The organism is Bacillus sp. FSL K6-2819 (genome assembly GCF_038008305.1).
GTDB classification, from domain to species: domain Bacteria; phylum Bacillota; class Bacilli; order Bacillales; family Bacillaceae; genus Bacillus; species Bacillus amyloliquefaciens.
Genome location: NZ_JBBOYV010000001.1, coordinates 2,734,950 through 2,748,679, shown reverse-complemented (window position 1 = coordinate 2,748,679; position 13,730 = coordinate 2,734,950). Strand labels below are relative to the sequence as shown.

Below are 13,730 nucleotides of genomic sequence, written 5' to 3'. Positions count from 1 at the left end.
CAGAAATAAAGTGAAACGAATCGACTCTGCAAAAAACCAAAAAGTGAAGGACTGGAAAAAACTTCACACAAAAAAAGAGAGACTTAAAACGAATACATTTCTGATAGAAGGAGAGCATCTGGCAGAAGAAGCGCTCAAATCAAAGGGAACGGTAAAAGAAATTCTCGTAAAAGATGAGAGCGCCATCCCAGCCGATCTGGACATGAGCATTCCTTGTTATGTGCTGAGCGAAGACGCGTTTTCAGCCGTGACGGAAACGGAAACGCCGCAGCGGATCGCCGCAGTCTGCCATATGCCGGAAGAGAAGCCTGATCCGCTGAAGCGGCTCCTTCTGATTGATGCCGTGCAGGACCCGGGGAATTTAGGAACAATGATCAGAACGGCGGATGCGGCGGGTATCGACGCCGTTGTCCTTGGTGACGGGACGGCAGATCCATACAGCGGAAAAACGCTGCGTTCTGCCCAAGGATCTCACTTTCATATTCCCATTTTGAAACGTCCGCTTGATGAGTTTATCGATGAGCTGAAATCACAAGGTGTCGCGATCTACGGCACGGCGCTTGAAAACGGTGCGGTTTATCAAAGCGTGAAGCCTGAAGAATCGTTCGCGTTAATCGTCGGGAACGAGGGAGCGGGAGTGGACGCCGGCCTTCTGCAAAAAACAGATCTCAACCTGTATGTTCCGTTGTACGGACAGGCGGAATCGCTGAATGTGGCGGTAGCGGCCGCAATCCTCGTATATCATCTTAGAGGATAGGTTGCGCAAAGCCGCGAATTTCACTATAATAGATAGCAATAATGTAAAAACCGTGACAGAGGACGTCAATTTTTGCACACACTGCCTTCCAGGGAGAAAATGCCGCTGACTGAAAGCATTTTTATCGCAGCACAGAAATTGATTTTCACCTCTCGAGTTGTCACCGGGACCGCGCCAAACGCGCGTAAAGGTGAACCGGAACGATCGTTTCCGTTATGTCAATGAAGCTTTCGGCAGATGAAGTCTGCCTTAAAAAGGGTGGTACCGCGGCCACAACTCGTCCCTTCTCTAAGGGGCGGGTTTTTTTGTTTTCTGAAAAAGGCATAGAACGGTTTGGTTTACATAAAAGGAGGATGCATGATGGAAGAGAAGCTTAAACAGCTCGAACTGGAAGCTGCAGAAAAAGTAGAAGCGGCTGGTTCATTAAAAGAAGTTAACGATATTCGGGTGCAATATCTCGGAAAAAAAGGGCCGATTACAGAAGTTCTCCGCGGCATGGGCAAACTGTCCGCCGAAGAGCGCCCGAAAATGGGAGCCCTCGCCAATGAAGTGAGAGAGCGCATTGCAGCAGCCATAACGGCGAAAAATGAACAGCTTGAACAAGAAGAGATGAATAAAAAACTCAGCAGTCAGACGATTGATGTCACATTGCCTGGCAGTCCGGTAAACATCGGCGGACGCCATCCGCTGACGGTCGTTATTGAAGAAATTGAAGATTTATTTATCGGTATGGGATATACCGTAGAAGAAGGCCCTGAAGTGGAAACGGATTATTATAACTTCGAAGCGCTGAATCTGCCGAAGGAACATCCGGCCCGCGACATGCAGGACAGCTTTTACATTACAGAAGAAATGCTGATGAGAACGCAGACGTCACCGGTGCAGACACGCACGATGGAAAAACATAAAGGAAAAGGCCCCGTCAAAATCATTTGTCCCGGTAAAGTGTATCGCCGTGACAACGATGACGCGACACATTCCCATCAGTTCATGCAGATCGAGGGTCTCGTCGTGGACCGCAAAATCAGCATGAGCGACCTGAAAGGCACGCTTGAATTGGTCGCGAAAAAAATGTTCGGCCAAGACCGTGAAATCAGGCTCCGTCCGAGCTTCTTCCCATTCACAGAGCCTTCTGTCGAAGTGGATGTGACCTGCTTTAAGTGCGGCGGACAAGGCTGCTCCGTCTGCAAAAAAACAGGCTGGATCGAAATTCTCGGCGCCGGCATGGTTCACCCGAACGTGCTGAAAATGGCCGGGTTCAATCCTGAAGAGTACCAGGGTTTTGCTTTCGGAATGGGTGTTGAACGTATCGCGATGCTGAAATACGGCATTGAAGATATCCGCCATTTCTATACCAATGATGTCAGATTCATTTCGCAGTTTAAACAGGCGTAAGAGGAGGATACACATGTTTGTTTCTTATAAATGGTTAGAAGATTACGTTGACTTGCAGGGAATCGACCCGGCCGTGCTTGCAGAAAAAATTACAAGAGCCGGTATTGAAGTTGAAGGTATCGAGTATAAAGGGGAAGGCGTAAAAGGCGTTGTCATCGGACACGTGCTTGAACGTGAACAGCACCCGAATGCCGACAAACTCAACAAATGCCTTGTCGATATCGGTGCGGAGGAACCCGTGCAGATTATCTGCGGCGCCCCGAATGTTGATAAAGGACAGAAGGTTGCCGTTGCAACGGTCGGAGCCGTGCTTCCCGGCAATTTCAAAATTAAAAAAGCCAAGCTTCGCGGCGAGGCATCTCACGGCATGATCTGTTCCCTTCAGGAGCTCGGCATTGAAAGCAAGCTCGTGGCGAAAGAATATGCGGAAGGCATTTTCGTGTTTCCGAATGATGCTGAAACGGGAGCTGACGCAATGGCGGCCCTTCAGCTTGACGATGCGATTTTAGAATTGGGCTTAACGCCGAACCGCGCCGACGCGATGAACATGCTTGGCGTAGCTTATGAAGTCGCGGCTATCCTTGGCGCAGAGGTAAAGCTTCCGGAGACTTCATATGAAACAGCGGCAGAAAAAGCGGCGGACGCTGTTTCCGTCAAGATTGAAGATACGCAGGCCAACCCGCATTACGCCGCGAAAATCATTAAAAACGTCAAAATCGGCCCGTCACCGCTTTGGATGCAGACGAAGCTGATGAATGCAGGCATCCGCCCGCATAATAACGTCGTGGACATTACAAACTTCGTCCTGCTTGAATACGGCCAGCCGCTTCACGCTTTCGATTACGACCGGTTCGGTTCAAAAGAGGTCGTTGTCAGAAAAGCGGCGGAAAACGAAACCATCGTGACGCTCGATGAACAGGAGCGCAAGCTGTCAAGCAGCCATTTGGTCATCACAAACGGAAAAAAGGCGCAAGCAGTCGCGGGAGTTATGGGCGGAGCCGAGTCTGAAGTCCGTGAAGACACCACCTCGATTTTACTGGAAGCCGCTTATTTCGACGGACAGACCGTCCGCAAAGCGTCGAGAGACCTCGGGCTGAGAAGCGAAGCGAGCGCCAGATATGAAAAAGGCATTGACCCGGCACGCGTTCTGCTTGCAGCTGAACGGGCCTGCAGCCTCATTCAGGCGTATGCAGGCGGAGAAGTGCTGTCAGGCACGGTTGAAGAAAACCATCTGAAAATCGAAGCGAACAACATTCACGTGTCAGTTGAAAAAGTGAACGCCGTGCTCGGCATGACAATCGCTAAGGAAGAAATCATCAGCATTTACAAGCGGCTCGGTTTTGCAGTCGGTGAAGCTGAAGACGTTCTCGTTGTAACGGTGCCGTCACGCCGCGGAGATATTAAAATCGAAGAAGACCTGATTGAAGAAGCGGCAAGATTATACGGGTATGACAATATTCCGTCCACGCTTCCGGAAACGGCCGGCACGACAGGCGGCTTGACCCCGTATCAGGCAAAACGCCGGAAAGTGAGACGTTTCCTTGAAGGAGCGGGTCTTTCTCAAGCGACCACTTATTCATTGACTAATGATAAAAAAGCGGCCGCTTTTGCGATCGAAAAATCATTCAACACGATGCTGGCTCTGCCGATGAGCGAAGAAAGAAGCATTCTCAGACACAGCCTCGTGCCGAATCTGCTTGAAGCTGTTTCATACAACCTGGCCAGACAGACTGATTCCGTTGCTTTATACGAAACGGGTTCTGTATTTCTGACGAAGGAAGAAAATACAAAACCTGTTGAAAAAGAACGGGTTGCCGGAGCTGTAACCGGATTATGGCGCAAAAACTTATGGCAGGGTGAGAAAAAGCCGGTTGATTTCTTCGTTGTCAAAGGTATCGTTGAAGGCCTGCTGCATCAATTGAATGTGTCAGACCGGATTGAATTTGTCCAGTCAGAACGCAAAAACATGCATCCCGGCCGGACCGCAAACATTCTTTTGAACGGCTCACTTGCCGGATTTATCGGACAGGTGCACCCGGCAATGGAAAAAGAGCTGGATATCAAAGAAACGTATGTGTTCGAGCTTGATCTGCACGCGCTTCTGACCGAAGAAACAGAACCTCTCGTGTACACGGCGATTCCGAAATACCCGTCCGTCACGCGTGACATCGCGCTTGTTGCAGATAAAACCGTTACAAGCGGACAGCTCGAAGCCGTTATCAAAGATGCCGGCGGCGCGCTGTTGAAAGAAGTCACCGTCTTCGATGTGTACGAAGGCGAGCATATGGAAGAGGGCAAAAAATCCGTCGCCTTCTCGCTTCAATATGTTAATCCTGAACAAACATTGACAGAAGAAGAAGTGACAAAAGTCCATGAAAACGTGCTGAAGGCGTTGGAAGAAACGTATCAGGCCGTATTAAGAGGCTAAAGAAAAAAGCTTGCAGATCACTCTGCAAGCTTTTTTTTATTATGACCGCTTCCGTTCGACAAGACGCTTCGCCTTTTGCGTATTGGCAAAATGAAGTTTGGTGAATGTTCTGAGCGCATCTTCTCCCTTATTGATGATCAGCTTGGCGGCAGCTTCATCGACGTGCGGCCCCGCGCCTTTGGGGATCGTCATCCCGGCTTCACGGGAAAGCTTATCCATTTCAAGTAAGAAAGAATATCGCGCGATGATAGAGGCTGCGGCGACGGAAAGGTGTATGCTTTCCGCCTTCGTGCTGAAAAACGTTTTTTCTTTTACGATATCCCGCCCGGAAAGATGCTTAAAATAAATGCCAGGCTCTGCGAATTGGTCAATCAGAATCGCTTCCGGTTTGACGCCGTTCATTTTTTTCAGCAGGTTGGAAATCGCCTGATTATGAAGGAGCGCCTTCATTTTTCCTTGACTCATGCCTTTTTCCTGCATCTGATTGTATTTTTCGTTTTTTAACACAAGCAGGCTGTAGGGAATGGTTTTAATTAACAGTTTGGCGATTTCAATAATCTGCGGATCTTTTAAATCCTTCGAATCCTTGACGCCCAGTTCTTTCATTAAAGAAAGCTTTGTTTTGTCGGCGTAGGCGCAGGCAACCGTTATCGGCCCGAAATAATCGCCTGTTCCGACCTCATCTGAGCCGATCACCGACATGGACGCAATGCCCGCCGGGGGAGCGTAGATCGGATCGGCCGCTTTTTTGACGGTTTTCTTTGCCTTCGGCGCCTCAGCCGTTCCCCAGCGGGCCGCTTCTGTGCCGGCGTTTCTTCCTTGAAAGAGAACCTTGCCCGAACGGTAGGCTGTAATGGTACAGCCCGGAGGCTTAGCCTGGAAGACGGCGCCCTGCGGAACGGCGGAAGTAAGGGAGCCGGCATAGGAATGTTTCATTTGTTCTATAGCGGAAGCGGATACTTTTATAACAGAATGGGACACGATATAATCTCCTTTTTTGGCACTTTTCACTGTATATACCAGTGTATCATAACAGCCCGAGGCTCGTCTTTCCATTCAAACGATAATCGTGGTATGATAGGAACTAGGATTCTCGCGGAATGGAGGAGAAACGTTGTCTGACGGCAAAAAAACCAAAACGACAGTTAACATTTACGGCCAGCACTTCACCATTATCGGGGAAGAAAGCAAAGCGCACATGCGTCATGTGGCCGGAATGGTTGATGATAAAATGAGAGAAATCAACGAGAAAAATCCATATCTTGATATAAATAAGCTCGCTGTTTTGACTGCGGTCAATGTCGTGCATGATTATATGAAACTGCAAGAAAAATATGAAATACTGGAGCGGCAGCTTAAAGAAAAGGAATGAACACCATATGATAGATATCATCATCTTAGTTTTGCTCTTGATGGGCACATTGCTTGGATTGAAGAGAGGATTTATCCTCCAATTTATATATTTAACGAGTTTTATCCTTTCGATTGCGTTTGCGGCGCTTTTTTACAAAAACCTTGCGCCGCATTTGAGCTTTATACCTGCGCCTGATTTTTCCGGCGGCCAGGCGGCTCTTTCTTTTATTAATGGAAACGTAGAGACGGCTTATTACAATGCGATCGCGTTTGTCATTTTGTTTATCATCGCAAAGATTCTGCTCCGGATTATCGGAGCGGCCCTTAATATCATCGCCAGCATTCCGGTCATTAAACAGATCAACAAACTGCTTGGCGGGGTGCTCGGGTTTCTGGAAGTCTATCTATTTGCGTTTATCCTGTTATACGTCGCATCCGTACTGCCTGTAAGCGCGCTTCAAGATATGCTCGCACAATCAACGCTTGCGGATATCATCACACATCATACGCCGTATCTGTCAGGGCTTCTGCAAGAACTGTGGGCCCAGTACGGGGCATAAAAAACTTCTCTTGACCGGAGAAGTTTTTTTCAAGCTCTGCGTCAGTTGTGCAGGAGGAGAAAAATTTGTATGATGAAAAGCAGGAAACGACTGGGGGTTAACAGTATGCATAAAAAAGATATTATCAGGCTGCTTGAAACGATTGCGGTCTATATGGAACTGAAAGGGGACAACCCGTTTAAAATATCAGCCTTCCGAAAAGCGGCAACGGCGCTTGAGCAGGATGACCGCAGCCTGTCGGAAATCGACGACATGATGTCTTTATCCGGCATCGGAAAAGGCACTTATAGCGTCATTCGTGAATATATGCAGGAAGGCGTGTCCGGCACGCTTCTCCAATTGCAGAAAGAAGTCCCTGAAGGCTTGGTTCCTTTGTTGAAGCTTCCGGGCCTCGGCGGCAAGAAAATCGCCAAGCTGTATCAAGAGCTGGGCGTTCATGACGCGGAATCGCTGAAAGAAGCATGCGAGCAGCAAAAAGTACAGGGCCTCGCCGGTTTCGGCAAAAAAACAGAGGAGAAAATCCTCCAGGCTCTCGGAGAAGCCGGAAAACAGCCTGAACGTTTTCCGATCGGCTATGCGCTCAGCATTGCTTCAGTGATTGAAGAACATTTGGCCGGGCTGACGGATATTCAGAAATATTCCCGTGCCGGCAGTCTCAGAAGAGCGCGGGAAACCGTAAAAGATCTGGATTACATTATCGCCACAGATCACCCGGCGGCTGTCAGAGACCAGCTTCTGTCCCTGCCGAACGTAAAAGACGTGATAGCGAGCGGGGATACAAAGGTATCAGTCATCCTGACCTTTGAATATGAGACGAGTGTGGATTTCCGGCTTGTGACAGAGGAGCAGTTTGCGACCACACTGCATCATTTTACGGGCTCCAAAGATCACAACATTAGAATGCGCCAGCTGGCAAAAGAGCGCGGTGAACGGATCAGCGAATACGGGGTTGAAACGATAGAAACGGGAGAAGTCAAAACTTTCCCGAGCGAAGAAGCCTTTTACGCCCACTTCGGTCTGCCGTTTATTCCTCCGGAGCTCAGAGAAAGCGGGCAGGAGGTCGACACGTATCGGGAAGAAACGGACCTTGTGGAGCAAAAAGAGATAAAAGGCGATCTCCATATGCACTCAGCTTGGAGTGACGGCGCTTTTTCTATCAGGGAAATGGCAGAAGCGTGTATGGCAAAAGGTTATCAGTACATGGCGATCACCGATCATTCCCAATATTTAAAGGTGGCCAATGGGTTAACGGCCGAACGGCTCAGAAAACAAGCGGAAGAAATTGACGCGTTGAACGCCGAGTTTGAAAACTTCCATATCTTTAAAGGCGTGGAAATGGACATTCTCCCCGACGGCTCACTTGATTATGATGACAGTGTCCTGTCTGAAATGGATCTTGTCATCGCGTCTATTCATTCAAGCTTCAGCCAGCCGGAACATGTCATTATGAAACGGCTTGAACAGGCGCTGACGAATAAGCACGTGGATATTATCGCCCACCCGACGGGACGGCTGATCGGAAGACGGGCCGGCTATGAAGTCGACATCGACATGCTGATTGAACTCGCCGCCAAAACAAATACGGCGCTTGAACTGAATGCAAACCCCGCGCGCCTCGATTTACGGACTGAGCATCTGATCAAAGCAAACGAAAAAGGCGTGACTTTGGTCATTAATACGGATGCCCATAATATAGAGATGCTCGATGACATGAAAACGGGCGTGACCGCTGCGCGCAAAGGCTGGACAGAAACAAAGAATGTTTTAAACGCCCGGCCGCTACATGAGGTCAAAGCATTTCTGACGCGCAATGATTAAGTAAGGAGGACCACAAAACCGTGCAGCAAAAAGTGTTATCATCACTTGAATTTCATAAAGTAAAAGAACAGATTACCGCACATGCCGCCTCATCGCTCGGCCGGGAAAAGCTTCTGCAGCTGAAGCCTTTGACTGATCTCGCCGACATCCAAAAACAGCTGGATGAAGTCGAAGAAGCATCCGCGATCATGCGCTTAAGAGGCCATGCTCCGTTCGGCGGTCTGACCGATATAAGATCGGCTTTGCGTCGGGCGGAAATCGGCAGCGTGCTGACCCCGGCGGAATTCACCGAATTGTCCGGGCTGCTGTATGCCGTTAAGCAAATGAAGCACTTTATCAGTCAAATGACAGAAGACGGCGTCAGCATTCCGCTGATCCAGGCCCATGCAGAAGAGCTGATTACATTGGGCGATTTGGAAAGGGAGATTAATTCCTGCATTGATGATCACGGCGAAGTGCTTGATCATGCATCTCCCGCTTTAAGAGGAATCCGCACGCAGCTCAGAACGCTTGAATCAAGAGTGAGAGACCGGCTTGAATCGATGCTGCGTTCATCTTCCGCTTCAAAAATGCTGTCTGACACGATCGTTACGATTCGGAATGACCGCTTTGTCATTCCGGTCAAACAGGAATACAGATCAAGCTACGGCGGGATCGTGCATGATACTTCTTCATCAGGTGCGACGCTGTTTATTGAACCGCAGGCGATCGTCGATATGAACAACTCGCTTCAGCAGGCGAAGGTGAAAGAAAAACAGGAAATCGAACGGATTCTCCGGATGCTGACGGAGCATACGGCTGAACACACACAAGAGATTGTTCAAAATGTGGAAGTGCTGCAGACGCTGGATTTCATTTTCGCAAAAGCGAGATACGCAAAAGCGATGAAGGCGACAAAACCGTTTATGAACGGAGACGGCTTTATCCGTCTGAAAAAAGCGCGCCATCCGCTGCTGCCTCAAGATCAAGTCGTGGCCAACGACATTGAACTGGGCGGAGATTATACGACGATCGTTATCACGGGTCCGAATACGGGCGGTAAAACCGTTACGTTAAAAACGCTCGGGCTGCTGACGATAATGGCGCAGGCAGGACTGCACATACCGGCTGATGAAGGATCGGAAGCCGCCGTATTTGATCATGTTTTTGCCGATATCGGTGATGAACAGTCGATCGAACAAAGCCTGAGTACGTTCTCATCTCACATGGTCAATATCGTCAGTATTTTAAAAGACGTGTCCGAAAACAGTCTTGTGCTGTTTGATGAACTCGGTGCCGGAACCGACCCGCAGGAAGGGGCGGCGCTTGCCATGAGCATTCTTGACGAAGTCCACCGGACAAACGCCAGAGTGCTTGCGACAACCCATTATCCGGAGCTGAAAGCATACGGATATAACAGACAAGGCGTCATGAATGCAAGCGTTGAATTTGATATTGAAACGCTTTCGCCGACCTACAAGCTCCTGATCGGAGTGCCGGGCCGAAGCAACGCTTTTGAAATCTCAAGACGCCTCGGCCTGCCGGAGCATATCATCGGCCAGGCGAAGTCAGAAATGACCGCCGAACACAATGAAGTCGATCTGATGATCGCGTCACTTGAACAAAGTAAAAAAAGAGCGGATGAAGAGCTTTCTGAAACCGAATCAATCAGAAAAGAAGCAGAAAAACTGCATAAAGAGCTGCAGCAGCAAATCATTGAGCTGAACGCCCAGAAAGACAAACTGATGGAAGAAGCCGAACAAAAAGCAGCGGAAAAACTGGAAGACGCCGCAAAAGAAGCAGAACAGATCATTCGCGAGCTCCGGTCTATCAAGCAAGAACACAGATCCTTTAAGGAACACGAGCTGATTGATGCCAAAAAACGTCTCGGAGACGCGATGCCGGCTTTTGAAAAATCAAAGCAGCCGGAAAGAAAAACAGAGAAAAAACGCGAGCTGAAGCCGGGTGACGAAGTAAAGGTGCTCACATTCGGACAAAAAGGGGCGCTGCTTGAAAAAACCGGCGAGAAAGAATGGAATGTCCAAATCGGCATCCTTAAAATGAAGGTGAAGGAAAAAGACCTTGAGTTTCTCAAGTCCGCTCCTGAACCGAAAAAAGAAAAAGCCATCACCGCCGTAAAAGGGAAGGATTATCACGTGTCCCTTGAACTTGACCTGCGGGGAGAGCGTTACGAAAATGCCCTCAGCCGCGTCGAAAAATATTTAGATGACGCGGTGCTTGCCGGCTATCCGAGAGTGTCCATCATTCACGGAAAAGGCACAGGCGCCCTCCGAAAAGGGGTGCAGGATCTTCTGAAAAACCACCGCAGCGTGAAAAGCTCGCGGTTCGGGGAAGCGGGAGAAGGAGGATCAGGCGTAACGATTGTCGAACTAAAATAAAAAGGGAGTAAACGTCATGAATGCTTTTTGGGAAAATGAGCTTGTTGAAATCGCGGCTTATTACAGTGTAGCCGTTCTGTGTCTTGTCATTTTTCTGACCGTGTTTGAATTGGTGACATCCTATAAAAACTGGGTGGAAATCCAAAAAGGCAATCTTGCGGTTGCAATGGCGACCGGAGGGAAAATTCTCGGGATCGCAAATGTCTTTCAGCACAGCATCGCCCAGCATAATTCGCTGCTGCAAATGATCGGCTGGGGCGTATACGGATTTATTATGCTTTTAATCAGCTATTTTATCTTTGAATTTCTGACGCCCCGGTTTAAAATTGATAAAGAAATTGAAAAAGATAACAGAGCTGTCGGCTTTATTTCATTTGTCATCTCAGTCGGCCTGTCATTTGTGGTGGCCGCCGGGATTTAAGGGGACGGGGAAAAATGGAGAAGCTTGCGAAAGTGCTGCTGTCGGCAGCGGGAATTTTTCTGTTCATCGGACTTATTTATCTGGTCATGACATCTTAATACTGAAAAAAAGGCTGCCGAACTAAATCCGGTGGCCTTTTTTTATTGAGAAAACCAGTTTATGCAGGTCGTATCAGAGCAAATGACCGCTTCCCAATTCATGGCGCGGATCACAGACGGCATGTCTTGATCTTCCATGAGAAAGAGTGTCGCGAAAGAATCATACATACTCATAAAAGCGGCGCGGCGCTTTTCATCGGCAATGATCATGTCAGCCTTCAGCAGTCCGCATACATCCAAAGGCGCCGTTTGATTGAGCGAAAATATACCTTTCTCTTCGACCGGCTCATAATAAATGCAGCGCTCAATGCCTTTTGAACGGAACACGTCTAAGAGCCCCGGAATCAAAAATGGCGAAGTGACATCATCGCTCGGCAAGTACAGATCCGCAGGATGAAGCCGATTAAGCAGCTCGGCGGATTCAGGCTGTGCATATTCATCCCGCAGCGCCATGACAGCGGTCATAAGCGCAAGCGCGGTCTCTTTTTCAGAGCGCAGTCCGCAAATGGTCATGACGGTATTCCAGGAAACGGGTCTGCCCATTGTGATGATCTCCTCATCACTCGGATAAATATGTTCAAAAGGCCGCTCGCGCTTTTGCTCTTCCCACCCATCCGGCATTCGGACAAAGGGATGTAGCAAAAAGGCGGCTGAAGTAAACGGCTTCGGCAGCTGGCGCAGAATAGGAACTCCCTCTTCAAAATGCATCGTTTCCAGCAAAGACAACACCTCCTGAACGTCAAAATTCACATGAAACGCTTTCCAATTCCAATCAGCCTTCTGCTATAATAATAGCGTATAGGAAAAACAGAAGGGAGAGGTTTTATGCAGTCTGAAAAGCCATGGCTTTCTCAATATCCCGAAGAGATTCCGCATGAGCTTGAATTTACCGATCAAACCCTGCCATCCAATCTGACAAACTCCGCAGCTCAATTCCCAAACCATACCGCCATTTATTTTCTCGGAAAAAAACTCACATTCCAAGACGTTCTCACAGATTCATTAAAGCTTGCCGCTTTTTTACGCAAAACAGGTCTGAAAAAAGGTGACAGAGCGGCCATTATGCTGCCCAATTGTCCGCAGTCGGTCATCGCTTTTTACGGTGTATTGTTTGCCGGCGGCATTGTTGTTCAAACCAATCCTCTCTACACGGAACACGAGCTTGAGTATCAGCTGAAAGACAGTGCGCCGCGTGTGATCATCACCCTCGATATGCTGTTTCCGAAGGTGATAAAAATGAAAACGTTGTCAATCGTCGAGCGCATTATTACAACCAGTATCAAAGACTTTTTGCCGTTTCCGAAAAATATGCTTTATACGCTCACCCAAAAACAACAGGTGCATATTGATTATGACGGCCACGAACAGATTCACAGCTTAGCGGACATCTTAAAAGAAGAAAAAGCCGAGGAAGCGGAGCTATCGGATATTGACCCTGCGCATGACATTGCCGTGCTTCAATACACGGGCGGAACAACCGGCTATCCGAAAGGCGTCATGCTCACGCACCGGAACATTCAGGCCAATACAGAAATGTGCGCCGCCTGGATGTACAAAATGAAAAAGGGAGCCGAAAAGGTGCTCGGCATCGTACCTTTTTTTCATGTGTACGGATTAACCGCCGTGCTCAATTTTTCCATCATGCAGGGGTGTGAAATGATCCTTCTTCCTAAATTTAATCCCTTGGACACCCTAAAAACAATCGACAGGCTGAAGCCGACGGTTTTTCCGGGGGCACCGACGATTTACATCGGCATTTTGCATCATCCTGAACTGAACAAATATGATCTCTCGTCCATCAAAAGCTGTCCGAGCGGTTCTGCTGCTCTGCCGGTCGAAGTCAAACAGAAATTTGAAAAAGTGACCGGGGGAAAGCTTGTGGAAGGCTACGGGTTATCTGAGGCATCACCGGTTACTCATTCAAACTTCATTTGGGGAAAAAATAAACCCGGCAGCATCGGCTGTCCTTGGCCCAATACCGATGCCGGAATATATTCAGAAGAAAAAGACGGGCTTGCGGAGCCGTATGAACACGGCGAGCTGATCGTAAAAGGCCCGCAGGTTATGAAAGGCTATTGGAACAAACAAGAGGAGACGGCGCGTGTCATCAGAGACGGCTGGCTGTTTACCGGTGATATGGGTTACATGGATGAGGAAGGGTTTTTCTACATCGCCGACAGGAAAAAAGACATCATCATTGCCGGCGGATACAACATTTACCCGCGAGAGGTGGAAGAGGCGCTGTATGAGCACGAAGCCGTTCAGGAAATCGTCGTAGCGGGCGTGCCGGACTCCTACAGAGGGGAAACGGTGAAAGCATTTATCGTCTTGAAAAAAGGGGCCGAGACAGATGCCGATGAGCTTGACGCATTTGCAAGAGAGCGGCTTGCGCCGTACAAAGTCCCGAAGCTTTACGAATTCAGAAAAGAGCTTCCGAAAACGGCCGTAGGAAAAATATTGAGAAGACGCTTAGTCGAAGAGACAGATGCTTCCCGTGAAAACAAAGTGCCTTAAAAGAAAAA

The 13,730-nt window shown here is 48.6% G+C and carries 11 protein-coding genes; 9 read left to right on the top strand and 2 right to left on the bottom strand.

Annotated features, from left to right (window positions below):
* Positions 1-10: 10 nt before the first annotated feature.
* The 3 genes from MHH91_RS14325 (at position 11) to pheT (ending at position 4,580) form a co-directional block, all read left to right on the top strand.
* Positions 11-757, top strand: a complete 747-nt coding sequence (locus tag MHH91_RS14325) for a TrmH family RNA methyltransferase (RefSeq protein WP_014470805.1) — start codon at positions 11-13, stop codon at positions 755-757.
* Positions 758-1,117: 360 nt separating this feature from the next.
* Positions 1,118-2,152 (top strand): phenylalanine--tRNA ligase subunit alpha, encoded by a 1,035-nt coding sequence (gene pheS / locus MHH91_RS14320; protein WP_014470804.1) that lies wholly within the window; start codon positions 1,118-1,120, stop codon positions 2,150-2,152.
* Positions 2,153-2,165: 13 nt separating this feature from the next.
* Complete coding sequence (gene pheT / locus MHH91_RS14315; RefSeq protein WP_013353115.1) at positions 2,166-4,580, top strand: phenylalanine--tRNA ligase subunit beta; 2,415 nt, start codon at positions 2,166-2,168, stop codon at positions 4,578-4,580.
* A gap of 39 nt (positions 4,581-4,619) precedes the next feature.
* Here pheT and rnhC read toward each other — a convergent pair whose 3' ends face one another.
* Entirely contained in the window at positions 4,620-5,561 is a 942-nt protein-coding gene (gene rnhC / locus MHH91_RS14310; RefSeq protein WP_013353114.1) for a ribonuclease HIII, read from the bottom strand.
* 133 nt (positions 5,562-5,694) lie between these two features.
* Here rnhC and zapA point away from each other — a divergent pair, with 133 nt between their 5' ends.
* The 5 genes from zapA (at position 5,695) to MHH91_RS14285 (ending at position 11,110) form a co-directional block, all read left to right on the top strand.
* Positions 5,695-5,952: a cell division protein ZapA gene (gene zapA, locus MHH91_RS14305; protein ID WP_003152533.1), complete on the top strand. Its 258-nt coding sequence runs from the start codon at positions 5,695-5,697 to the stop codon at positions 5,950-5,952.
* 7 nt (positions 5,953-5,959) lie between these two features.
* Entirely contained in the window at positions 5,960-6,493 is a 534-nt protein-coding gene (locus MHH91_RS14300; protein WP_013353113.1) for a CvpA family protein, read from the top strand.
* A gap of 105 nt (positions 6,494-6,598) precedes the next feature.
* Positions 6,599-8,311, top strand: coding sequence for a DNA polymerase/3'-5' exonuclease PolX (gene polX, locus MHH91_RS14295; RefSeq protein ID WP_014472157.1), 1,713 nt, complete (start codon positions 6,599-6,601; stop codon positions 8,309-8,311).
* Positions 8,312-8,331: 20 nt separating this feature from the next.
* Entirely contained in the window at positions 8,332-10,689 is a 2,358-nt protein-coding gene (locus MHH91_RS14290; RefSeq protein WP_014472156.1) for an endonuclease MutS2, read from the top strand.
* A gap of 16 nt (positions 10,690-10,705) precedes the next feature.
* A complete protein-coding gene (locus tag MHH91_RS14285) occupies positions 10,706-11,110 on the top strand; it encodes a DUF350 domain-containing protein (protein ID WP_003152541.1) in 405 nt (134 codons plus the stop codon).
* 140 nt (positions 11,111-11,250) lie between these two features.
* Here MHH91_RS14285 and MHH91_RS14280 read toward each other — a convergent pair whose 3' ends face one another.
* Positions 11,251-11,928 (bottom strand): DUF2711 family protein, encoded by a 678-nt coding sequence (locus MHH91_RS14280; protein WP_014472154.1) that lies wholly within the window; start codon positions 11,926-11,928, stop codon positions 11,251-11,253.
* Positions 11,929-12,033: 105 nt separating this feature from the next.
* Between MHH91_RS14280 and MHH91_RS14275 the strand changes: the two genes are divergently transcribed.
* The gene (locus MHH91_RS14275; protein WP_013353109.1) at positions 12,034-13,722 is read left to right on the top strand and encodes an AMP-binding protein; all 1,689 of its coding nucleotides are present in this window, start codon (positions 12,034-12,036) and stop codon (positions 13,720-13,722) included.
* The last annotated feature ends 8 nt before the right edge of the window (positions 13,723-13,730 follow it).